The organism is Paenibacillus sp. FSL H8-0079, assembly GCF_037991315.1.
In the GTDB taxonomy this organism is placed as follows: Bacteria; Bacillota; Bacilli; order Paenibacillales; family Paenibacillaceae; genus Paenibacillus.
Genome location: NZ_CP150300.1, coordinates 5,991,433 through 6,014,073, shown reverse-complemented (window position 1 = coordinate 6,014,073; position 22,641 = coordinate 5,991,433). Strand labels below are relative to the sequence as shown.

At 47.2% G+C, this 22,641-nt stretch carries 23 protein-coding genes; all 23 read left to right on the top strand.

The annotated features are described in order from the left end of the window. Window positions 1-419: 419 nt before the first annotated feature. The 23 genes from upp to MHI06_RS26815 all read left to right on the top strand — a co-directional run bounded on the left by upp (window position 420) and on the right by MHI06_RS26815 (window position 22,586). A complete protein-coding gene (upp, locus tag MHI06_RS26925; protein WP_017691929.1) occupies window positions 420-1,049 on the top strand; it encodes a uracil phosphoribosyltransferase in 630 nt (209 codons plus the stop codon). Between the two features lie 56 nt (window positions 1,050-1,105). Then, the gene (gene wecB, locus MHI06_RS26920) at window positions 1,106-2,263 is read left to right on the top strand and encodes a UDP-N-acetylglucosamine 2-epimerase (non-hydrolyzing) (protein ID WP_169479775.1); all 1,158 of its coding nucleotides are present in this window, start codon (window positions 1,106-1,108) and stop codon (window positions 2,261-2,263) included. Window positions 2,264-2,448: 185 nt separating this feature from the next. Then, window positions 2,449-2,703: an AtpZ/AtpI family protein gene (locus tag MHI06_RS26915; RefSeq protein ID WP_340399636.1), complete on the top strand. Its 255-nt coding sequence runs from the start codon at window positions 2,449-2,451 to the stop codon at window positions 2,701-2,703. Continuing rightward, on the top strand, window positions 2,696-3,073 hold the full coding sequence (locus MHI06_RS26910; protein WP_169479774.1) for an ATP synthase subunit I: 378 nt from the start codon (window positions 2,696-2,698) through the stop codon (window positions 3,071-3,073). Before MHI06_RS26915 ends, MHI06_RS26910 begins: the two co-directional genes overlap by 8 nt. Window positions 3,074-3,121: 48 nt before the next feature. Next, entirely contained in the window at window positions 3,122-3,940 is an 819-nt protein-coding gene (atpB, locus tag MHI06_RS26905; protein WP_169479773.1) for a F0F1 ATP synthase subunit A, read from the top strand. Between the two features lie 73 nt (window positions 3,941-4,013). Beyond that, window positions 4,014-4,238 (top strand): F0F1 ATP synthase subunit C, encoded by a 225-nt coding sequence (gene atpE, locus MHI06_RS26900; protein ID WP_056693857.1) that lies wholly within the window; start codon window positions 4,014-4,016, stop codon window positions 4,236-4,238. A gap of 119 nt (window positions 4,239-4,357) precedes the next feature. Further along, the gene (atpF, locus tag MHI06_RS26895) at window positions 4,358-4,846 is read left to right on the top strand and encodes a F0F1 ATP synthase subunit B (protein WP_169479772.1); all 489 of its coding nucleotides are present in this window, start codon (window positions 4,358-4,360) and stop codon (window positions 4,844-4,846) included. Continuing rightward, window positions 4,843-5,391, top strand: coding sequence for a F0F1 ATP synthase subunit delta (locus tag MHI06_RS26890; protein ID WP_169479771.1), 549 nt, complete (start codon window positions 4,843-4,845; stop codon window positions 5,389-5,391). The genes atpF and MHI06_RS26890 overlap by 4 nt, the downstream gene beginning before the upstream one ends. A gap of 16 nt (window positions 5,392-5,407) precedes the next feature. Further along, the gene (atpA, locus tag MHI06_RS26885) at window positions 5,408-6,922 is read left to right on the top strand and encodes a F0F1 ATP synthase subunit alpha (RefSeq protein WP_047840700.1); all 1,515 of its coding nucleotides are present in this window, start codon (window positions 5,408-5,410) and stop codon (window positions 6,920-6,922) included. A 129-nt stretch (window positions 6,923-7,051) separates the two neighbouring features. Beyond that, a complete protein-coding gene (gene atpG, locus MHI06_RS26880) occupies window positions 7,052-7,921 on the top strand; it encodes an ATP synthase F1 subunit gamma (protein ID WP_169479770.1) in 870 nt (289 codons plus the stop codon). Window positions 7,922-8,014: 93 nt separating this feature from the next. Further along, entirely contained in the window at window positions 8,015-9,418 is a 1,404-nt protein-coding gene (gene atpD, locus MHI06_RS26875; RefSeq protein ID WP_169479769.1) for a F0F1 ATP synthase subunit beta, read from the top strand. A gap of 60 nt (window positions 9,419-9,478) precedes the next feature. After that, entirely contained in the window at window positions 9,479-9,883 is a 405-nt protein-coding gene (locus tag MHI06_RS26870) for a F0F1 ATP synthase subunit epsilon (protein ID WP_340399635.1), read from the top strand. Window positions 9,884-10,488: 605 nt separating this feature from the next. After that, the gene (locus MHI06_RS26865) at window positions 10,489-10,746 is read left to right on the top strand and encodes a DUF1146 family protein (protein WP_076332551.1); all 258 of its coding nucleotides are present in this window, start codon (window positions 10,489-10,491) and stop codon (window positions 10,744-10,746) included. 521 nt (window positions 10,747-11,267) lie between these two features. Next, window positions 11,268-12,614: a UDP-N-acetylglucosamine 1-carboxyvinyltransferase gene (gene murA, locus MHI06_RS26860; protein ID WP_169480032.1), complete on the top strand. Its 1,347-nt coding sequence runs from the start codon at window positions 11,268-11,270 to the stop codon at window positions 12,612-12,614. 467 nt (window positions 12,615-13,081) lie between these two features. Then, complete coding sequence (spoIID, locus tag MHI06_RS26855; protein ID WP_340399634.1) at window positions 13,082-14,422, top strand: stage II sporulation protein D; 1,341 nt, start codon at window positions 13,082-13,084, stop codon at window positions 14,420-14,422. Window positions 14,423-14,938: 516 nt separating this feature from the next. Beyond that, on the top strand, window positions 14,939-15,679 hold the full coding sequence (locus tag MHI06_RS26850; RefSeq protein ID WP_169479765.1) for a M23 family metallopeptidase: 741 nt from the start codon (window positions 14,939-14,941) through the stop codon (window positions 15,677-15,679). Between the two features lie 169 nt (window positions 15,680-15,848). Continuing rightward, window positions 15,849-16,136 carry a sporulation transcriptional regulator SpoIIID gene (gene spoIIID / locus MHI06_RS26845; protein ID WP_024632710.1) on the top strand — a complete coding sequence of 96 codons (288 nt, stop codon included), beginning with the start codon at window positions 15,849-15,851 and terminating at the stop codon, window positions 16,134-16,136. Window positions 16,137-16,355: 219 nt separating this feature from the next. After that, window positions 16,356-17,354: a rod shape-determining protein gene (locus MHI06_RS26840; RefSeq protein WP_145324412.1), complete on the top strand. Its 999-nt coding sequence runs from the start codon at window positions 16,356-16,358 to the stop codon at window positions 17,352-17,354. Window positions 17,355-17,456: 102 nt separating this feature from the next. Next, window positions 17,457-18,341, top strand: coding sequence for a flagellar hook-basal body protein (locus MHI06_RS26835; protein ID WP_340399633.1), 885 nt, complete (start codon window positions 17,457-17,459; stop codon window positions 18,339-18,341). Between the two features lie 415 nt (window positions 18,342-18,756). Next, window positions 18,757-19,596, top strand: coding sequence for a flagellar hook-basal body protein (locus tag MHI06_RS26830; RefSeq protein WP_062836972.1), 840 nt, complete (start codon window positions 18,757-18,759; stop codon window positions 19,594-19,596). Window positions 19,597-19,608: 12 nt separating this feature from the next. Then, on the top strand, window positions 19,609-19,833 hold the full coding sequence (locus tag MHI06_RS26825) for a DNA-directed RNA polymerase subunit beta (protein ID WP_062836973.1): 225 nt from the start codon (window positions 19,609-19,611) through the stop codon (window positions 19,831-19,833). Window positions 19,834-20,321: 488 nt separating this feature from the next. Then, window positions 20,322-20,753, top strand: a complete 432-nt coding sequence (gene fabZ, locus MHI06_RS26820; RefSeq protein WP_340402189.1) for a 3-hydroxyacyl-ACP dehydratase FabZ — start codon at window positions 20,322-20,324, stop codon at window positions 20,751-20,753. A 111-nt stretch (window positions 20,754-20,864) separates the two neighbouring features. Then, window positions 20,865-22,586: a phospho-sugar mutase gene (locus tag MHI06_RS26815; RefSeq protein ID WP_340399632.1), complete on the top strand. Its 1,722-nt coding sequence runs from the start codon at window positions 20,865-20,867 to the stop codon at window positions 22,584-22,586. Window positions 22,587-22,641: the final 55 nt, after the last annotated feature.

Genomic DNA, 22,641 nt, shown 5'->3' with positions numbered 1-22,641 from the left:
CACGCAGACGGAGCAAACCGAAAGAACCTGAAGAAGCGTAGCGCTCGCCTAAAAGCTTTCTGAAAGAAAGCTGCTTCGGAAGCATATGCTATCCCCAGATTTCAACAATTATAATTGGATCAAAGAAATCTGGGGATAACAGCGATCGGAAGGTCATTCGGTTTGCGGAGCACCATTAGTGTTTACACGTTTTTGAACATTCTCAATAACACAACAGCATGAGCAAAAAAGGACCGGATGGATCATTTTCCGGTCCTTTTTTTTATAGGATTCGGTATTCTGTAATGATTGGGTGCCCTTTGATGGTGTAATTCGTTGTTGGTGATGATATAATATACAGGATTTATCGAGCCTATGAATGATGGCTAGGTATATTTGGAAATGCTGAACATGAAGAACTTACCGGAGGGACAAATTAGATGGGAAAATTAGTAATATGTGATCACCCTTTGATTCAACACAAACTGACGTTTATACGCGACATGCGTACGAATACGAAAGATTTTCGTGAATTGGTGGATGAAGTAGCAACGTTGATGGCTTATGAGATTACAAGAGATGTTGAACTGGAAACGATTGATGTACAGACACCTGTAGCCGCAACACAAGGTAAAGTCATCTCTGGACGTATGCTCGGACTGGTGCCGATTCTGCGTGCAGGACTCGGAATGCTGGATGGCGTTGTGAAATTGTTGCCAGCGGCAAAAGTTGGACATGTTGGTCTGTTCCGTGACCCGGAAACACTGCAACCGGTAGAATACTACACCAAACTGCCTACAGACGTGACAGAGCGTCAATTGATCGTAATTGATCCGATGCTTGCGACTGGTGGTTCGGCCATTGCAGCTATTGACGTGCTCAAAAAACGTGGCTGTACTCAAATTAAGATGATGAACTTGGTTGCAGCGCCAGAAGGCGTAAAAGCTGTACAAGATGCACATCCCGATGTGGATATCTATGTAGCAGCACTGGACGACCGTCTGGATGATCATGGTTATATCGTTCCAGGACTTGGAGATGCAGGAGACCGTCTATACGGCACTAAATAAGCATTTTTTCATGCTTGTAAGAGGTTCGGAACTTATAGAAAAGGGGCTTTGCTCGAATGTCCAACAAAATTAAAGTCATGACGATCTTCGGGGTGCGTCCAGAAGCCATCAAGATGGCTCCGCTTATTTTGGAATTGCAAAAACATCCCGAGTCTATTGAATCTATTGTTTGCGTAACTGCGCAGCATCGCCAAATGTTGGATCAGGTACTTGAAGTTTTCGACATTCATCCCGATTATGATCTGGATGTGATGAAAGACCGCCAGACATTGAACGAAATTACGATACGTGTACTTGGTGGTCTGGAGCCGGTGTTAGCTGAAGCTAAGCCGGATATTGTACTGGTTCACGGGGATACATTGACTACCTTTGTAGCGAGCTACGCAGCATTCCTGCAACAGATTCAGGTAGGACATGTGGAAGCGGGGCTGCGGACGTGGAACAAGCTGTCTCCATATCCGGAAGAGATGAACCGTCAGTTGACGGGAGTACTGGCTGATCTACATTTTGCGCCTACGGATTGGTCTTCTTCTAATCTTGCCAAAGAAAATAAATCAGAGTCTAGTACGTATGTCACAGGCAACACGGTAACAGATGTGTTTCAATATACAGTACGGGAGGACTACACACACCCAGTACTTGATTGGGCCCAAGGCAAACGTCTTGTGCTGATGACAGCTCATCGCCGTGAATCTCAAGGCGAGCCTCACCGCAACATTTTCCAGGCCGTCAAACGGATTGCCGACGAATTCGAAGATATTGCCATCGTGTACCCGGTGCATCCAAGTCCTGCTGTGAAGGAGCCGGCTCACGCGATTTTGGGGAATCATCCCCGTATTCAATTAATTGATCCACTAGACGTGGTGGATTTGCATAACTTTTACCCGCACACTCACTTGATTTTGACCGATTCAGGCGGTTTGCAGGAAGAAGCGCCTTCGTTTGGTGTGCCTGTGCTCGTATTGCGAGATACAACAGAACGCCCGGAAGGCATTGAAGCTGGAACGCTGGAACTGGTAGGTACAGAAGAGGAACTTGTATATGAACGGACAAAAGCTCTGCTTACAGACAAAACACTGTATGCAAGCATGAGCCAGGCTGCCAATCCATACGGTGATGGACATGCTTCGGAAAGAATTGTCAATGCGATTTTGCACCATTTCGGTGTGAATAGTGAGCGTCCGGAATCATTTCACAGAAAATTCAAAAAATAATACAAATTTTCTGACGGATTTATAAAGGGTAAGTATACAGTTAAACTGTACGGTTTCCGCGGGTTTATGGGCTCTAAGAGTCTATACTCCCGTCGTTTCCCCCTTTAAAACGCTAAAATCATTCAATTGACAAAGGCTCTCATCATTCAGTAAAATTAACTGGGATTGCAAGGGTGGCGTGGAAAATGGCCGATTCGAACAAACCAAATTCATCCCGTAACCATGATGATAATGTATGGAAAGCGATGGGGCTCGTGACAGCTTTTGGGATCGAGATTGCCATTCTGGCTGTTGCCGGATATTACGCTGGCTCCTGGTTGGACAAGGCCATCGGAGGTAACGGAATATGGATCGCCGTAAGCGTTCTCTTTTTTCTTGCGGCAGGCGGTGTAAGCATCTACTTTATCGCGAAAAAAGTCATGGGGGAAAGTGATGAGTGAACTAACCAGATACCGCAGATCGATGACTGTTTTCATCATGTATCTTCTTATGTTTTGTTTTCTTACAGCGGCGTTTATGCCACGTTTGGAGACAATTGCTTTGGGATTGGCGCTGGGCGCGGGGATCAGTTTGATCAATGCGTTATATTTAGGCCACAAAGTGAAGAAGTTAGCTGATGGTGCGGCAGAAGGTAACCTGAAACGTGTGAACCTGGGATTTTTGACAAGAGCGGCACTCGCAGTGCTAGGTATTTATGTATCGATGCGCTTTCCGCAGTACTTCAATACATATGCGGTTGCAGGTGGTCTGGCCATTGCACAATTTTCCTTACTGATTATAGGGATTATACAGTCCCGCAAAGAAGTATGATTTTTCAGGTGCTGCAGCTTTCAAGTCGAGAAAGGGGTGAAAAAAAGTATGCATGAAGCTCCAGTGATTATGCTCGGAGGTTTTCATCTTGATTTGTCCGTTTTGCTGATGTTGATCGTAACCAGTGCTCTTGTTTTTATTTTCGCCATCGTAGCTACGCGGAATCTGTCAGTTGAGAATCCGGGCAAACTGCAAAATTTTATGGAGTGGGCTGTTGAATTTGTACTAAACATCATTTCAAGCACGATGGATCTGAAAAAGGGAAAACATTTCGTATCTCTTGCGCTTACGATGATTATGTTCATCTTCTTAGGTAACATGCTGGGCCTTCCATTCCAAGCGGTGACGGATGTCAAGGATATCAACGCGGCAACGGCATTTGGTAAGCCAATCGTTACAGCAGTAGAAGCGTATGAAGAGGCTCACGCTAGAAACCCAGAAGCTCATCCTCATATTGAGATTGCATGGTTCAAATCGCCAACAGCTGATTTGTCCGTTACAATGGGACTAGCTCTTGTAGCGTTCCTCGTAGCTCATGGACTAGGGTTGTTCCGTAACACACGCGGTTATCTGAAGCACTATTTCAAACCGTATCCGTTTTTCGTGCCGATCAATATTATTGAGACCATCTCAAAACTAGTGACACACGGAATGCGTTTGTTTGCAAATATCTTTGCAGGCGAAGTCTTACTTACAACGATTCTAAAATTGACAACGTTCAAAGTGGCTGGTTTCTTGGCAGCTATTCCGTTGTTAATGGTGTGGCAAGGCTTTAGTATCTTTATCGGGGCCATTCAATCATTTGTTTTTGTTATTTTGATGATGGTTTACATTTCACAGACGATCGAGACACACGAAGAACATTAAGTTTGAGTCCTGCGGGATTTCTCGTCAGGCTGAACAATAAAATTTGATTTATACTTTTAAGGAGGATATACAAATGGGAGCAATGGCATTAATCGCAGCAGCAATTGTTGCAGGATTGGGCGCTTTGGGCGCGAGTATCGCTAACGGTATGGTAATCAGCAGAACGGTGGATGGTATTGCACGTCAACCGGAAGCAAAATCAACGCTTCAAACAACAATGTTTATCGGTGTAGGTTTGATCGAGGTATTGCCGATCATTGGTGTGGTACTTGCATTCATGTTCTACGGAGCAGCATAAATTATAAACCATGGAATGGCGGGGAAGGCTTGAGCCCTCCGCGCCTTCTTTATTAGCTAACAGCTAACATCCTGAAAAGGATAAAGTTTTAAGGATACCTCCAGGAAGGAGTGAACAGATTGAGTTTCTTATGGGAAAACACGTTTCTCGCGATTGTTGCATTTGCAATTCTATATTGGTTGCTTAGTCGTTACGCATTTGGACCCTTGTTCTCTATTATGGAAAAACGTCGTGAACTCGTGATGTCAGAGATGAACGAGGCTGCTGAGACTCGTAAACAGGCTGTTACTTATGTTGAAGAACAGAAGAAAGCTCTGGAGCAAGCGCGCCAAGAGGCTCAGGATATTATTGAGCAGTCTCGTCAAACAGGTGGTAAACAGGCTGAAGCTCTTCTCGCAGATGCTAACGCGGAAGCAAATCGTCTTAAAACCGATGCAATACGCGAAATTGAGAGCGAGAAGAACAAAGCAGTTGCAGCGCTTCGCAGCGAACTGGGTACAGCTTCCGTTCAGATTGCATCTAAATTGATTAAAAAAGAAGTTGAGAACGGTCCTGCACAAGAGGAACTTGTGAACCAATACCTCAATGAGGTAGGAGGCCGACAATGAGCCGCGATACGATAGTTGCCAAGCGTTATGCGAAAGCATTGTTCGAAGTTGCTCTTCAACAACAACAGGTGCTTGAGGTTGAAGAGGAACTGCGCGTAGTTGTCAGTGCATTGACTGGAGATTCTGATATTCAGAAGTTTATCATATCTCCTAATATCTCTGATGAAGCCAAGCAGAATGTGCTTCATTCAAGCCTTGATGGCAAGGTGTCCGAGCCTGTCATCCGTACAGTCTTGCTGTTGATTGAACGCGGACGCGTTGAATTACTGGAAGATTTGCTGAACGATTATCGGAAGATTCAAGGCGAGTCGCTCGGCTTCGCTGATGCGCGCGTCTACTCGACATATGCATTGAATGATGAAGAAAAAGAAGCGGTAGCCCGTGAATTCGGTGGCCGTGTGAATAAAAAGATTCGTATCGAGAACATTGTTGATCCGACTCTGCTGGGCGGATTGAAAGTCGCCATTGGCGATACGATCTATGACGGCAGCTTGGCTGGCAAGCTCGAACGTCTTGAGCAGTCTTTTAACAGACGAGTACAGTAGATTGGGGTGAGGACACTTGAGTATCAAACCAGAAGAAATCAGTACATTAATTAAGAGCCAAATCGAACAATACAAGACCGATATCGATGTAGTCGAAGTCGGAACGGTTATCGAGGTTGGTGATGGTATTGCTCGTGTGTACGGACTTGAGAACGTCATGTCCAACGAGTTGGTTGAATTCCCAAGCGGTGTTATGGGACTCGCCATGAACGTGGAAGAAAGCAATGTTGGTGTCGTTATCCTGGGACCTTACTACGATATTCGTGAAGGCGACCAAGTGAAACGTACTGGTCAAATCATGCAAGTGCCTGTAGGCGAAGCATTGATTGGACGCGTTGTGAACCCACTAGGTATTCCGGTAGATGGCAAAGGGCCAATCGCTACAACGGAATTCCGTCCTGTCGAAGGTAAAGCACCGGGCGTAATGGATCGTAAATCGGTTCATGAGCCAATGCAAACAGGGATCAAAGCCATTGATGCAATGGTTCCAATCGGTCGTGGACAACGTGAGTTGATCATCGGTGACCGTCAAACAGGTAAAACATCCATCGCAATTGATGCGATCCTGAACCAAAAAGGTAGTGGCATGAAGTGTATCTATGTGGCTATTGGTCAGAAACAGTCTACGGTTGCTCAAGTTGTGGAAACTCTTCGTCGTAAAGGCGCAATGGAATACACGATCGTTGTAACTGCAGCAGCTTCCGATCCATCACCACTCTTGTACATCGCACCGTATTCCGGTTGTTCGATGGGTGAGTACTTCATGTACAAAGGCGAGCACGTTTTGGTTATCTATGATGACTTGACCAAACAAGCTTCTGCTTACCGTGAGCTTTCCTTGTTGCTTCGTCGTCCACCGGGCCGTGAGGCTTATCCGGGTGACGTCTTCTACTTGCACTCCCGTTTGCTGGAGCGTGCCGCGAAGCTGAATGATGAACTGGGTGGTGGTTCTTTAACCGCGCTTCCGTTTATTGAAACACAAGCTTCCGACGTATCTGCATACATTCCAACGAACGTAATCTCCATCACGGACGGACAGATCTTCCTGGAAGCTGACTTGTTCAATGCTGGACAACGCCCAGCGATCAACGTAGGTATTTCCGTATCCCGTGTCGGTGGTTCTGCTCAGATCAAAGCGATGAAAAAGGTTGCAGGTTCCCTGCGTCTCGACCTCGCTCAATATCGTGAGCTTCAAGCGTTCTCCCAGTTCGGTTCCGATCTGGATAAAGCGACTCAGGCCCGCCTGAATCGTGGTGCACGCATGATGGAAATCCTGAAGCAAGGTGTTAACCAGCCTCTGCCTGTAGAACAACAGGTAGTCAGCTTGTACACTGCAGTTAAAGGATTCCTGGATGAAATTCCAACAGGTGATGTTACTCGTTTTGAGCGTGAGTTCCTTGCGTTCATGGAGAGCAGTCATCCGGAGATTCTTGCATCGATCCGTGATACTAAAGAATTGACTGCAGACAACGAAAATGCGCTAAAAGGCGCAATTGAGAAGTTCAGAAAGAGTTTTGCTGTCTCTGTCTAAATAAATGATTGCAGCTGCGGAGTTGTCTATTCGATTCCGCATGTCTGCATGTAATACTTTGACTTAGTCAAAAAAGATGATGCTTACGAAGTAACTTTGACTCCGTCAAAGTTTTGAGGTGGTGAAATCATGGCAAAAGGCATGCGCGAAATTAAGCGGCAAATTAAAAGCGTACAAAGCACCAAGCAGATCACCAAAGCAATGGAGATGGTAGCTGCTGCAAAACTGCGTAAAGCGCAGGAAAAAGCGGAAGCAGCCCGTCCATATTCGGAGAAACTGAAAGAAGTTGTAGCGAGTATTGCTTCTAGCGCACAAGATATTAAACACCCGATGCTGGAGAGCCGTCCTGTTAAAAAGACAGCTTACCTGATCATTACATCGGACCGTGGTCTTGCGGGTGGATACAATGCGAACGTTTTGCGTCAAGTTAATCAGACGCTCAAAGAGCGCCATAACTCCTCGAATGACTACGAATTGTTCGTCATTGGACGTAAAGGACGCGATTACTTCAGACGTCGTGAAATGGCGATGGCATCCACAACAACAGATCTGTCGGATTCGCCTTCATTTGCAGATATTAAATCCATTGCACACGAAGCAGTTCGTGGGTTTGAACTGGCTGAATTTGATGAATTGTACATTTGTTATAACCGCTTTGTGAATGCGTTGACCCAGATTCCTACGGTAGAAAAACTTCTTCCGATGGAAACACCTGAGGTAACTGCTGCGGAAGGACAAGCTGCATACGAGTACGAGCCGTCTGCTGAAGCTGTACTGGAGGTTTTGCTTCCGCGTTATGCGGAAACGCTGATCTATGGTGCGCTTCTGAACGGTAAGGCAAGTGAGCTGGGCGCGAAAATGACAGCAATGGGTAATGCAACCAAAAATGCATCTAAACTCATTAACGACTTGTCATTGACCTATAACCGTGCCCGTCAAGCGGCGATTACGCAGGAGATTACGGAAATTGTGGCAGGTGCTAACGCAGCACAAGGATAATTGTTATTTATTAATGAAGGCTTGCAGAGCAAAGATAAACGAACGGACATTATTTTTGCAAAAGTAGCAGGCTTGTAGGAGGGGAACGTTAAGATGAACAAAGGACGCGTTGTGAGCATCATGGGTCCGGTTGTTGACGTCGAGTTTGATCGCGGCGGTCTGCCGGAAATCCTCAATGCCATTACGATCACCACAGTAAGTGAGAGCGGCGTAAGTGTGAACCTTACACTCGAAGCTTCTAGACATCTGGGTGACAACCGGGTACGTTGTATTGCGATGTCCACCACGGATGGACTTGTTCGTGGTATGGAAGCATTAGACACAGGAGCGCCAATCTCTGTACCAGTCGGAGAAGCGACACTGGGTCGTGTATTTAACGTACTCGGCGAAACCATTGATACTGGCGGTGCCGTAGCTACTGAACGGAAGAACCCGATTCACCGTTCAGCACCTGCATTTGATGAACTGACTACCCAAGCAGAGATGCTGGAGACAGGAATCAAAGTTATCGACTTGCTTGCTCCTTACGCAAAAGGTGGTAAAATCGGCCTCTTCGGTGGTGCCGGTGTAGGTAAGACGGTAACGATTCAGGAATTGATCAACAACATCGCACAAGAGCACGGCGGTATCTCCGTATTCGCGGGTGTTGGTGAGCGTACACGTGAAGGTAATGACTTGTATCACGAGATGAGTGATTCCGGCGTTATCAACAAAACAGCAATGGTCTTCGGACAAATGAACGAGCCTCCAGGCGCACGTCTTCGTGTAGCCCTCACAGGTCTGACGATGGCGGAATACTTCCGTGATGAAGAAGGCCGTGACGTGTTGCTCTTTATCGATAACATCTTCCGTTTCACCCAAGCGGGTTCAGAAGTATCTGCCTTGCTTGGACGTATGCCTTCCGCGGTAGGTTACCAACCTACGCTGGCAACAGAAATGGGTCAATTGCAAGAGCGTATCACATCAACGAAAAAAGGTTCTGTAACATCCATTCAGGCCATCTACGTGCCTGCGGATGACTACACTGACCCGGCTCCTGCAACGACGTTTGCCCATTTGGATGCAACGACGAACTTGGAGCGTAAAATTTCCGAGATGGGTATCTACCCTGCGGTAGATCCACTGGCTTCCAGCTCACGGATCTTGTCCCCTGAAGTTGTAGGTGAGGAACACTACAGCGTAGCTCAAGGCGTTAAACGTATCTTGGCACGTTACAATGAATTGCAAGATATCATTGCAATCCTGGGTATGGACGAGTTGAGTGAAGAAGACAGAGCGCTTGTATACCGTGCTCGTAAAATCCAACGTTTCTTGTCCCAGCCATTCCACGTTGCTGAAGCATTTAACGGTATTCCGGGTAAATACGTTCCGGTTAAAGAAACGGTGCGCAGCTTTAAAGAGATTCTCGAAGGTAAGTATGATGATCTTCCGGAAGCAGCTTTCCTCTTTGTGGGTACAATTGAAGAGGCAGTGGAGAAAGCCAAAACACTGGTTTAGTCTGAATCCAGGATTGTCCTTATGTGGGCTATCCTTCGGATAGTTTCAGGAGGGATGGAATTGAGCACCTTTTTGTTGGAAATTGTAACACCCGAGCGTCTGGTATATTCAGAACAGGTAGATCGGATCACGGCTCGTGGTATTGAAGGGGAACTGGGCATTCTGCCAGGTCATATTCCTATGGTTACACCTTTGCAGATTGCACCAATCTATATTCATAACGGAAAAGAAAATAAACGAGTTGCCATCGGTGGCGGGTTTATCGAAGTACGTAGAGATAAGGTTGTTGTACTCGCAGAGAGTGCTGAATTCCCGGAAAGTATTGATGTGGATCGTGCGCGTGCGGCGAAAGAGCGGGCAGAACGCCGGCTGAAGAGCCAAAGCAATCAGGACCACTTTGATCACCGTCGTGCAGAGATTGCACTGCAAAAAGCGGTTAACCGGATTAATGTATTTGGCAAATAAACGATTCTTGAAAGCCTGGCGGCTTAGTCTGCCGGGCTTTTTTGAGTTTGTTTAATAGAATTGTTTTATCAAATATAGTAAAAGAGTAGGCCTCAAATTCCATGTGATCCCTTCATTAAACAGAAGTTTATTAAGCAGATTAATCACCGATTATGAGGACTTGAATAGAATGTAGGACTAAAGTAGTGGGCGCATTTACCACTGAGAGAACCATTTTTATCAAGAAGGAATTCAAATTATTTCCGAGGAAATGACAGAATCGATATCGAAATAGCGCTCTTTTATGTCGTTTTAGTCACAAAATCCCGGCATTTTAAAATTAAAATATTTTAGAAGTGGAAATCAATGTAATTGACAATGTATGATGAAAGAGCCTATATTCCATAGAGTCAGCAGAAGCAGGCAGCTGCGTAGTAGATTCCATAGTCATGCACAGCCGGATTGTTGCTGCTCGCCTATTGGGCATCAGGAGAATCCTGCATGGCAGGAGTAAATCTGACAGTACGCTCAGCATGTTATCCTCAATACATACCTATGCTAACAAGTTATGGGTGTTGGGCATATGATATGCTGATCGCTGCAACAAATGTGGAGGTAATGAATATATGGATACTGATCTGACGAATCAGGTGAACCAAGCGCTAAGCACCAATGGCTTGGTCTCAATTATCGTCTCCCTGTTATGTATAGCATTGTCTTGGTGGGCTTTACAGAACCTCAAACTGGATTTAATCATCAGACAGCCACGAGGTGCACAGGGAAGACTGTTACATTTGTTGCTCGCCATCATTTTGGGGCACGCCGTTGCTGGCTTTGTCATTGACTACTTGTCTTGGACCCAAATGTTGAAGAATTTGTTTTAATGTTGAGATGGTTGGTTAATCATCTGTTAGGATCTTCAAGGAGCTCATTGTCGAATAACATCGATTAATTGTGTTAACAATTAGAGTATGAGTTGTCGGTAAAGAAATTAAGAAAAAAATGTGACGTAAAATTGGATGAATTTGAGATGTTTTATGTAAAAATGCTTGTATCGTACAATTCAACAATGTTATGATGGAAGTTAGGGAATTCACAATTGTTCACTTATTTTGTAGTTATAAACGGGATATCCGGTTGATGCCGGCTAATAACCATCCCACTCTGTCTGTTCTGATGCTCTGTTGGCTTGTAAGACACTGATTTTACATGCTGAATAGCAAGACGCACGGCACATGGTATCATTGATATGGATTATAAAAACTAATTCTTTTCTGAACAGACATCTGTGGCAATATGCCAAAATATGTCGAAATTCCATACACAGCAACAGTCCTTTCTAGCACAGTGGGGCTTACGTATTCCGGAATGAAGAAAAGGGAATAAAAGCGCGGAGGGAACCATGATGAGCAAATTTATCGTCCGCGGTGGCAAAAGGTTGACCGGAAGTGTCAAAGTTAGCGGCGCTAAAAATTCTGTTCTTCCGATCATCGCTGCCTCTCTCTTAGGGGAAGAAGGACAAAGCGTTATTGTTGACGCGCCTCCTCTAGACGATGTGATGACGATTAACAAGGTGTTGGAATCGCTGGGAGCGGGAGTTACATACCGGGACGAAGTGATTACCGTAAATGCGGAGAAACTTACTTCCTGTGAAGCCCCGTATGAATGGGTAAGTAAAATGCGGGCGTCTTTCCTGGTCATGGGGCCTTTGTTGACGCGAATGGGTCATACAAGAATCTCACTTCCTGGTGGATGTGCCATCGGTACACGACCTATTGATCAGCATTTGAAAGGTTTTGAAGCCATGGGCGCAGAGATCAGCTTGGGCCAAGGTTATATCGAAGCTCGTAGCCAAGGTCGGTTACGTGGCGCGAAAATTTATCTGGATGTGGCTTCCGTAGGTGCCACTCAAAATATTATGATGGCTGCTACATTGGCCGAAGGCGTAACTGTTCTGGAGAATGCGGCAAAAGAACCTGAAATTGTGGATCTTGCCAACTTCCTGAATGGAATGGGTGCCATTGTACGTGGTGCTGGTACTGGAGTGATCCGCATCGAAGGTGTGGAGAAGCTGACAGGCGTTACTCACACGGTCATTCCGGATCGAGTAGAAGCTGGTACGTATATGGCTGCTGCTGCAATCTCTGGTGGTGACGTGTACATTGAAGGTGCAATCTCTGATCACCTGGGCTCCGTTATTGCGAAGCTTGAAGAGATGGGTGTAACGATTCAACCGGATGAGAATGGCGTGCGTGTAATCGCAGATCGTCCTCTTAAGGCTGTGGACGTGAAAACATTACCATACCCAGGATTCCCGACCGATATGCAATCCCAGATGATGGCACTCTTGCTGGCATCTGAAGGAACAAGTGTCGTGACAGAGACTGTTTTTGAAAACCGATTCATGCATGTGGATGAATTCCAATTGATGAATGCGGAGATCAAAGTTGAAGGACGTTCGTCCATCATCACAGGTAATGCCAAACTGAAGGGTGCCAAAGTAACGGCTACCGATTTGCGTGCGGGTGCCGCACTCATTATTGCGGGTCTTGTTGCTGAAGGTACAACGGAAGTGGGCGGTGTTCATCACATCGACCGTGGCTATGTACATCTCGCTGAGAAGCTTAACGGACTTGGCGCTGACATCTATCGGATTTCGGTTGATGAGCCTAAGCTGGAAGCAACCAAAGCACCTAGTGAAAAAGTGGAGAAAGAAGTACCGATGTTTAAGGTGCAACCGACTTTAGCTTAACACTGGATTGAACTAAACAGATCCTGTTCTATAGTATTGAGTCACACGGTTGTGTGGATTACAAATGCGATAGACATATGTTGTAAAAGATGAAAAGCTAAGCCAACCGGCTTGGCTTTTTTTGTGTTATTTTCAAAAAGACGAACGTGATGTTTAATACCTGATTCTATTAATAGCTGGTCCTAACTTGTATAGCATAACATCGTATTCTGTATCGATTCTGAACCAAATGAAAGAGCGTACTCTATATAGGGCCTCGTATCCAGTTAAACACCGGTATTCAGCGATAGATCAACCTTTTTAAGATGTACATAGTATAAGAAAGCTGGAAATGTAACGGAACGAATGGGGCCCCGTTTCTCTTAAATCAGGTTCTATCAGATCGAGCTAACTCATACCCTAAACTATGGATTTGAACAACACGACCGGCACTTAACCGGCCATAGACAACGGAGGGTTATATTCGAATGAAAGAAGCTCGTGTACAGGTGAAGGTACCCCTTGTCCCTCGTCCGGGTATGCAAGAGCCGGAGGGGAATATCGTAACTGGAGTGGAAAAAGACAAGCTTGCCCCAGTGAACCTGAGGGCTGTCCCATCACAGCCTGCAAAATGTTCAAGCCCAGAGCAGATGTCGACAGATAAACTAGACAGACAGACAGCCGAGCACGTCCATATACCTGTTATTGAGTTGGACCAGTTCCGCCGGGTGAAGCGTCGTCGAATGCGGACATTCGGACGAAAACGTCGATGGGGACGTAACCCCACAAGATGGCAACCGGCTGCCGCTGTATCTGCCTTATTGGCAATGGCATTACTGATCCCGGTGATTCTGGTATGGCCGCGGGAGAGCGAATCGGTTAAGCCAACCCCTGTTCGAGCAGATGCCAACAGTACACCACCCCCAGCTCCTGCGCCAGCAGTCCCTGTTACCTACCCCGAACCCCAAGTGCGCGTATACCTGTCTGCAACGGGGACAACGATGAATCTGCCATTGGAAGACTATGTTACCGGGGTAGTGGCAGCAGAGATGCCAGCGGAATTCAGACTGGAGGCGTTAAAGGCGCAGGCGATCGCAGCGCGCACATTTATCGTACGAAGACTCGCTGCGAGTGATACAAGTGGTGTTCCATCGGGTACGGCCGATGTGACGGATACGGTCAGCCATCAGGTGTTTATTCCGCCAGATCAGGTGAAATCGGAATGGACTCGTCTGGGGAAGGCCAAGGAATGGGAGAAGCTGCAACAGGCTGTACGCGAAAGTCGAGATGCGGTCATGACATATCAGGGCAAAGCGATCACAGCTTCCTTTTTCTCTACAAGTAATGGATATACGGAGAATGCGGAGGATGTGTGGGGGAATGCTGTGCCATATCTGCAAAGTGTAGACAGTCCCTGGGATAAAAACCTGGCACCCGGCTTCGAGAAGACGGTCACCATGAAGCGTAACGAGATTCTGCAGAAGCTGAACTTGGATGCCATTCCGGTTACTGCTCAGAAGGATGGATCGTGGATGGAAGTATTATCTACCACCAAAGGGCATCGAATAAAGGAAATGCAGATCGCAGGTGAAACATTCAACGGTCCTGAGGTTCGCAAGCTGCTCGGATTAAGATCCAGCCAGTTCAGTTGGAAGGCTGTGGGAGATGAGGTCCAGATTACAACGTACGGGTATGGCCATGGTGTGGGTATGAGCCAATGGGGAGCAAACGGCATGGCGCAGGAGGGACACACCGCCACCCAGATTCTCAAACATTACTATACCGGTATCTCATTCGGACAGGCATCCAAGATGCTGGCATCGAAGTAGGAGAGATGGATATGGATGTATAGATAAATGCTTTGACGCATGAGGACGTCAGGAAAGCCTTAGTTGACCGGTATCCAGTCACATCCTATATCATTTCGCTCTCACCCGATAAACTTACTCCATAGGAGGGTCGGCTTCTACAGCCAACCGAGACTTCTCTACCAACCACCCATTCCGGAGGTTTCTAGATTCGGCTATATATAGGGAGAGTGCTAGCGTATGGGGAGCGTAGGGGACAGAAAAGACCTGTAGAAACAAAGCTAAAAGCTTTCTGAAAGAAAGCTGCATCGGAAGCATAAACTTGCCTTTACTACCGGATTTCACCTTTAAAGAAGGTGATAGAAAGAAATCCGGTAGTAACCAGCGGTCGAAAGGTTTTCTGGCCCCGAAGCGGCGCACGCACTAACACTCATCTCCAATATATATAGCACTCTCTGAAACCTCCGTGAAAATAATTAGAGTCGCGCGTGTATAAAAGAGTTGCACCCGGTAACACTTGTTACTGAGGTGATTAACATGAATGAACAAAACAAAAAAACAATCCAAGAAGAAACTCCTAAAACAACTCAAGGAGTACCGGCTAGCCAGCCCTCTTCATGGAAAAGAGCAATGTCCAAACGCTGGGTCTTCCCGGCAGCCTACATCGCAGCAGCAGGCATTATACTAACCTTAGTGTGGGTCTATCAGGGCACAGGCGACAAAACGCTGAACTCGGACCCTGCTAGCGGGGTAGTAGAAACAGGCGCATCGGCGGGTACAGAAGGAACAGCGGTAGGCGGAGAAGAAGAAAGTGTGGAAGTTGTTGCAAAGTCGGAGAATTTTGTATGGCCGGTAGCGGTACCGTCCGAAATTTCGGTAGTGAAACCTTTCTATGATAACGAAGCTTCAACCGAGGAACATGAAGCGGCGATGGTGCAGTACAATGATACATTTATCCCGAACACAGGTGTGGATCTGGCACGTGGGGATAACAAAACGTTTGAAGTCAAAGCAGCGCTAGCCGGTAAAGTTACACGGGTGGAACAAAATCCGCTCACAGGTCAAGTTGTGGAAATCACTCACAGCGATAACCTGAAGACGGTATACCAAAGCTTGGCAGACGTCAAAGTGAAACAGGACGACGAAGTGAAACAGGGAGATGCGATTGCATCTGCTGGCGTTAATGAATTGGGTAAAACGCTCGGCAACCACCTTCACTTTGAAGTGTACGAAGACGGACAGCCGGTTAACCCGCAAGGATATCTTCCGGAAAAATAAATGATTTATACCGCAGCAACATGACGGGCAGAGGGTTAAACCTCTGCTCTTTTGTGCTTTTCAGAAAATAATGGGACCTTCGAAGCTTGTCACACCTCTAAACCGCGAATATATAGGCATGCTCCTCATATAATGTACCAAACTATCCACACAGTAGGGAGGCGGGAGCGTGCACGATTACATCAAGGAACGGACCATCAAAATTGGTCGCTGCATTGTTGAGACGAGGAATACGGTCCGTACCATAGCCAAGGAATTTGGCGTGTCAAAGAGTACTGTGCATAAGGATCTGACGGAGCGTCTGCCGGAAATTAACCCTGATCTTGCTGACCAGGTGAAACACATTTTGGAGTATCACAAGTCGATCCGCCATTTGCGGGGCGGGGAAGCGACCAAAATCAAATACAAAAAAACGAGTGGCAAGAAACGTGAGGTGTTGGCTTCCGCCAAATCGTAAGCATCTTCACAAAGACGTAGGCCAAAAAGCTCACACATGCATTGAATCCCTCCCCTGAAGTATGATATGTTAAAAGCTGGTACAGGATCGAATTATGACATCTTATCAGCCCGATTTTTACATATATATGTTGCACTTTGTCGAACGAGCGGTGACGTGATAAGGGACTCTTTTTCACAGGATACGCTGACCAAATAATATCACTTTGGGGGCTCTTTTATGTTTAGCAAGGATATCGGTATTGATCTTGGCACGGCGAACGTGCTTATTCACGTGAAAGGAAGTGGGGTTGTCCTCGATGAACCTTCCGTCGTGACCATTGAAAGAGATACGAAGCGTGTCCTTGCTGTTGGGGAAGAAGCGCGTCGTATGGTGGGGCGTACTCCAGGTAACATTGTTGCCATTAGACCGTTGCGCGACGGCGTTATTGCGGACTTCGAGATTACAGAAGCGATGCTCAGACATTTCATTAATCGTGTAGGTGCAAGAAGCTGGTACAGCCACCCTCGAATTCTGATCTGTGCACCAACGAACATTACTTCCGTGGAGCAGAAGGCCATCCGCGAGGCGGCGGAGCGCAGCGGTGCCAAAGAAGTGTTTCTGGAAGAAGAGCCGAAAGCGGCAGCGATCGGTGCGGGAATGGATATTTTTCAGCCGAGCGGCAATATGGTCGTGGATATCGGCGGCGGTACGACTGACGTTGCAGTCCTTTCTATGGGCGACGTAGTCACCGCCTCTTCTATTAAAGTCGCAGGGGACAAGTTCGACGAAGCCATTATCAAGTTTATCAAAGCCAAGTACAAGCTCATGATCGGTGAACGGACCGCGGAAGATATTAAGATTGCGATTGGTTCCGTGACACCAGGTGGACATCAATCCGAGATGGATATTCGTGGGCGCGATATGGTATCCGGTCTGCCAGTTACCGTAACGGTATCAGGAAAAGAAGTACAGGAAGCACTCTGGGATTCCGTGCAATCCATCATCGTTGCAGCGAAGTCGGTATTGGAACGCACACCGCCGGAATTGTCAGCGGACATTATCGACCGTGGTGTAGTGTTGACTGGTGGAGGCGCATTGCTCAAAGGACTGGACGAGCTTTTGTCCAATGAATTGCATGTACCGGTATGGGTTGCGGAAGATCCAATGCATTGTGTCGTGAAGGGGACAGGCATTATGCTTAACAATTTGGATCAGGTGGTTAAGAAAAAGTTCTAATCTGCCGATATAAATAGCAAAGGTTCGCCATGCTCGGAAAGCAGAACGGACAAGCAGCCAGCCTGTGATGCAGGACAAGCGCTTGAGGAGAGGGGTTAATTCATGTTAAGAGGTCTGTACACCGCTACTGCGGGAATGATTACGCAACAACGCCGCCATGATACAGCAACGCAGAATATTGTAAATACGAACACGACGGGATATAAACAGGTGAACAGCGTAAGCCGTTCCTTTCCGGAAATGCTCATTACCTTGGTAGGCGGAGATGCGAATCTCCCGACAAAGCGGCTGGGCAAGCTGAACACAGGGGTGTTCGCGGAAGAGAGTTTGTCCATGAATTTGCAGGGGACCATTATGGAGACTGGACAGAAAAATGATTTTTCCATTTCATCCAATATGTCTGTCAATGATCCGCAGACTGGACAACCTGTCCCGTTTGACGCTTCAGGCAAATTTGTACGGGCCGATGGCACGGTGACTTACCAGCCTCAGGCGTATTTTACAGTTCAGGATGCACAAGGTAATACTGGATATACACGTGATGGTCACTTCGAGATTACAGGAACCGGACAGCTGCTGAGTTCAACAGGTTCACAAGTGTTGGATAATAATGGACAACCTGTAGTGTTGACAGGTTCAGTAGAGCAATTTAAAGTGGATGAGCAAGGCCGTCTTGTGGATGCAGCAACGGGTGCACCGACAGGCGTTACTCTCGGTATTAGTGTCATTGACCAGCCGAATCAACTGGTTCGTCAAGGTGATGGCAATTTCAGTCTGAGTGATGAAAATGGGGCAACTGCCCGGATGCTGGCTGCCGGTGATAATGTGCAGATCCGTCAGGGATACCTGGAAGGGTCGAATGTCGATGCTTCACAGGCAACGGTTGATATGAACGCTGCATACCGTGCGTATGAAGCGAACCAGAAGGTCGTACAATTCTACGACCGCAGTTTGGAAAAAGCCGTCAATGACGTCGGTCGTGTATAACGCCGACGTTTAAATATAACCGCGTAGCGGAGAGCCAAACGCCCTTTGCGTAGCAAAGCAGAGAGGCTCACGCGAAGCGCAAACCAAACGCAGCCGAGCCTATGCGAGGATTGCGCAGCAGTGCCTGAGCGCAGCGACGGTCTCGACAGTCCTTTGCGAAGCAAAGCAGGGAAGAGACCACGCGGAGCTACACGCCGCATAAAGAGCGTGTCATACTATGATTTAGCCATGTGAAACGATGGCGGGAATCATAGTCGGACAGTCGCGGCGCACACACCACCGCCACTTAGCAAGATCGTACCCCACTTACCTAATCCGCCTGTTTCGGGAGTCCAGAGGGCAGCGCCATCTGGGGCCCTCCCTACTAGGGAGGGTTTGGGAGGGTGGACAGGAACCAAGGGAGGGTAAACCACCGATGAATAATTCCATGATTAGTGCAAAAGTTTCCATGACTGCTATACAGCAGCGTCTGGATGTCATTTCCGATAATATTGCCAACGTGAATACGGCAGGCTATAAGAGCAAGCAAGCGGCTTTCGAGGATGTGCTGACCCGGGTTCAACAACAACCGGACAAATACAAACTGGATGGACGTTCCACACCGATGGGATATAACCTCGGTTTTGGTGCTCGTTTGGCAGATGTGACGAAGGATATGTCTCAGGGTACCTTAAATGAGACAGGTCTTCCAACCGATCTGGCCATTGAGGGAAATGCCATGTTTGCAGTTGAAGCGAATGGGGAAAAAATGTGGACACGTCAGGGTGCATTTCATTTTGTACCGGATACAAGACCGAAGCCTACTCCGAATTCACCAGACATGATGGTTATGGTCAATGGCGAAGGTCACTTTGCTCTGGATCGTCTAGGAAACCGTATTACGGCACCGAATAATAGCAAGGTTGCTTTTGATGAAAATGGCAACCTGCTAATCCGACGCGGTAATGAGGCGAACGCAACCATTGGAGCACAGCTGCAAGTGGTAGACATTGAACGCCCTGAGGGGCTGGTACAGTATGCGGATAATCTGTTTGGGCTGGATGCGGGATTAACCGAGGATGATGTATTTGGCGCTGATGCAGCTACACGTCAAGCGACTGCCATGATCCGTCCAGGTTATCTGGAGCAATCCAATGTGGATCTGACACAGGAGATGGCTTTGCTTATGCAAGGACAGCGGACATATCAGCTGGCGGCACGGGCGCTAACTTCGAGTGACTCCATGATGGGTCTTGCCAACACTATAAGAGCGTAAAAGGTGAATGTGATGACAGAAACACAGCAGCAGAACAGTAAGCCAGAGAAGAAGGAAGTCAAGAAGAAGAAGAGTGGATGGCGCATCGCAAGATGGTTTCTGGTTCCGGTCCTGCTTGTTCTTGCCCTTGCTGGCGGAATGGTAGCTGGATATGTGGTACTGGGCAAACAGGATATCGGTTCCGTATTGCAATGGAGTACATGGGAACATGTATATAATCTGGTATTCGCTCCATAATGTAACGAGTTAAGCGAAAACTCCTGCGCAGGCAGGAGTTTTCTTTTTGACGTTGAAAACAGTATAATGATGGATGACGTTTGACGTCACAAAAGAGGCCTCCCCTGCGAAAGACATTCGTCATCGCGAAGAGAGACCCCTTATCTTAACCTTCACTACTGCAGTCATGAAGGATATAACTAGTGTTAACCGAAAATATGCTTTTCATACAAAATTTAAAAATTAAAAACCCATTTATATGAGCTTTTGATTTTGTCATGTGGGGGTTGACCTTGCAGCACCGAAGTAAGTGGAGGGAACGGAATCGTTCAGAAGAAGCGAAGCGCTCGCCTTTGTCACCGAATTTTGACCTCTCTGAGGTTGATCAAAAAAAATCGGAGACAACAGCGATCAGAAGGACGATCCGTAACCGTAACGACCACCGTAGCGCTAAGAGTCAATCCATGATGAAGAATGCTCATATAAACATCCCGAGAGGAGATTACACTGTGCTCGATATCAAACAGATCCAAGAGATCATCCCGCACCGCCCCCCGTTTTTGCTGGTGGACAAGATTGTAGAGATGGAGGATGGAAAACGTGCCGTTGGTTTGAAAAACGTAACCATTAACGAACCTTTCTTCATTGGTCATTTCCCAGAGTATCCGGTAATGCCGGGCGTATTGATTACAGAAGCGCTGGCTCAGGTTGGTGCATGTGCCATCCTTAATATGGAAGGTAATAAAGGCAAAATTGGATTTTTAGCGGGACTGGACAATTTCCGATTCCGTGGACAAGTTGTGCCCGGAGATACGTTGATGTTGGAAGTGGAGATTACGCGTCTGAAGGGTTCCATTGGTAAAGGTAAAGCAACAGCCCGAGTGGGCGACAAAGTGGTCGCTGAAGGCGAGATCATGTTTGCACTGTCTGACCCAAGCTGATTACATACGTGAGCAATTACATCATGCAGGGACTTAGTCGGACCGAATGATGCAAGATGCTGAAGTAACGCAGCACACCTGAATTTATATAGACGGAAGGGGTTTATCGGAATGGAACAGTTAAGTACAGCAGCAGCAGAAACGTTGCAGCAATGGTTGGAGGATGCTTCGATTGATGAAGCAACGAAACAGGAGCTTCGTGACTTGCAGGATCAGCCGAAAGAGCTGGAGGAACGTTTTTACAGAAACCTGGAGTTTGGTACAGGAGGATTGCGTGGAGTCATTGGTGCCGGAAGCAATCGGATGAATCGTTACACTGTGGGTCGGGCGACGCAAGGGTTTGCGCGCTATCTCCTTGAGCAGCATGGTGACCAAGAAGGTAAACCTTCTGTCGTCATTGCTCATGATTCCCGTCATTTCTCACCTGAATTCACACTGGATGCTGCGCTTGTACTGGCTGGAAACGGCATTGTAGCCAAGCTGTTCCCATCCTTGCGTTCAACTCCTGAGTTGTCATTCGCGGTGCGTCATCAGAAGGCAACTGGCGGAATCGTCGTAACAGCGAGCCATAACCCACCGGAATATAACGGATATAAAGTCTACAATCATGAGGGCGGTCAATTGGTACCGGATGAAGCGGAAAAAGTCATTCAATACATCCAGGAAGTGCCTTCTCTTGCTGACGTGAAGAAGCTAACGCAAGAAGAAGCAGAAGCTCAAGGCCTTCTGATTTGGTTGGGTGAAGAGCAAGACCAAGCGTTCGTGGATACCGTAGCAAGCCGCAGTCTGAGCCGCGAACTGATCCAATCCGGTATAGGCCGTGATTTCAAAATCGTATACACACCGCTGCACGGAACAGGCAACATCCCTGTACGTCGCGTGCTGGAGCAGATCGGATTCGAGCAAGTGCACATTGTAGCCGAACAAGAACAGCCGGATGCTGAGTTCTCTACAGTGAAATCCCCTAACCCGGAAGAACGCGAAGCGTTTACGCTCGCAATGAAGCTGGGAGAATCCGTAGGCGCTGACATTCTGATCGGAACAGATCCGGATGCAGACCGTATGGGTGCTGTTGTGAAAGACAACGATGGCAAATATTTCGTCTTGTCCGGTAACCAGTCTGGTGCCATTATGGTACATTACCTGTTAAGTCGCCTGCAAGAGACGGGTACACTGCCAAGCAATGGTGCGGTTGTCAAAACGATCGTAACAAGTGAGATGGGTGCTGTCATTGCTGAACATTACGGTGCAGAAGTGATGAACACACTGACAGGCTTCAAATATATTGGTGAAAAAATGAACCAGTTCGAAGCAACAGGCAGTCATACATTCTTGTTCGGCTATGAAGAAAGTTATGGCTACCTCTCAGGTAATTATGCCCGTGACAAGGATGCTGTCCTTGCCTCGATGCTGATTGCTGAAGCTGCTGCGTATTACAAGAGTCAAGGCAAGACACTCTATGATGTCTTGCAAGAGCTGTACAGCCAATTCGGATATTTCCTGGAGAAGCTGGAGTCCCGTACACTGAAAGGTAAAGATGGCGTAGCTCAGATTCAGGCCAAAATGACCGACTGGCGTTCCAATCCGCCACAAGAAGTAGCGGGAATTGCTGTACAAGATGTACTCGACCACTCCCTTGGTTTAGACGGTCTTCCGAAGGAGAATGTACTGAAGTTCATTTTGGCAGACGGTTCATGGTTCTGCTTGCGCCCTTCAGGAACAGAACCAAAGATCAAAGTATACTTCGCCGTGCGTGGAGAGAACTTGGATGATGCGGAAAGCCGGATCGAGCGTCTGGTAACTACAGTGATGTCGCGTGTAGACGCACAATAATACGAATGCAGCAATGAGCAAGAACATGAGAAGGCCTCTCCGCACCGTAAGGTTG

Coding starts and splice junctions, on each gene's coding strand:
- upp (WP_017691929.1), top strand. CDS start 420: ATGGGAAAATTAGTAATATGTGATCACCCTTTGATTCAACACAAACTG.
- wecB (WP_169479775.1), top strand. CDS start 1,106: ATGTCCAACAAAATTAAAGTCATGACGATCTTCGGGGTGCGTCCAGAA.
- MHI06_RS26915 (WP_340399636.1), top strand. CDS start 2,449: ATGGCCGATTCGAACAAACCAAATTCATCCCGTAACCATGATGATAAT.
- MHI06_RS26910 (WP_169479774.1), top strand. CDS start 2,696: ATGAGTGAACTAACCAGATACCGCAGATCGATGACTGTTTTCATCATG.
- atpB (WP_169479773.1), top strand. CDS start 3,122: ATGCATGAAGCTCCAGTGATTATGCTCGGAGGTTTTCATCTTGATTTG.
- atpE (WP_056693857.1), top strand. CDS start 4,014: ATGGGAGCAATGGCATTAATCGCAGCAGCAATTGTTGCAGGATTGGGC.
- MHI06_RS26890 (WP_169479771.1), top strand. CDS start 4,843: ATGAGCCGCGATACGATAGTTGCCAAGCGTTATGCGAAAGCATTGTTC.
- atpG (WP_169479770.1), top strand. CDS start 7,052: ATGGCAAAAGGCATGCGCGAAATTAAGCGGCAAATTAAAAGCGTACAA.
- atpD (WP_169479769.1), top strand. CDS start 8,015: ATGAACAAAGGACGCGTTGTGAGCATCATGGGTCCGGTTGTTGACGTC.
- MHI06_RS26865 (WP_076332551.1), top strand. CDS start 10,489: ATGGATACTGATCTGACGAATCAGGTGAACCAAGCGCTAAGCACCAAT.
- murA (WP_169480032.1), top strand. CDS start 11,268: ATGAGCAAATTTATCGTCCGCGGTGGCAAAAGGTTGACCGGAAGTGTC.
- spoIID (WP_340399634.1), top strand. CDS start 13,082: ATGAAAGAAGCTCGTGTACAGGTGAAGGTACCCCTTGTCCCTCGTCCG.
- MHI06_RS26850 (WP_169479765.1), top strand. CDS start 14,939: ATGAATGAACAAAACAAAAAAACAATCCAAGAAGAAACTCCTAAAACA.
- MHI06_RS26840 (WP_145324412.1), top strand. CDS start 16,356: ATGTTTAGCAAGGATATCGGTATTGATCTTGGCACGGCGAACGTGCTT.
- MHI06_RS26835 (WP_340399633.1), top strand. CDS start 17,457: ATGTTAAGAGGTCTGTACACCGCTACTGCGGGAATGATTACGCAACAA.
- MHI06_RS26830 (WP_062836972.1), top strand. CDS start 18,757: ATGAATAATTCCATGATTAGTGCAAAAGTTTCCATGACTGCTATACAG.
- MHI06_RS26825 (WP_062836973.1), top strand. CDS start 19,609: ATGACAGAAACACAGCAGCAGAACAGTAAGCCAGAGAAGAAGGAAGTC.
- MHI06_RS26815 (WP_340399632.1), top strand. CDS start 20,865: ATGGAACAGTTAAGTACAGCAGCAGCAGAAACGTTGCAGCAATGGTTG.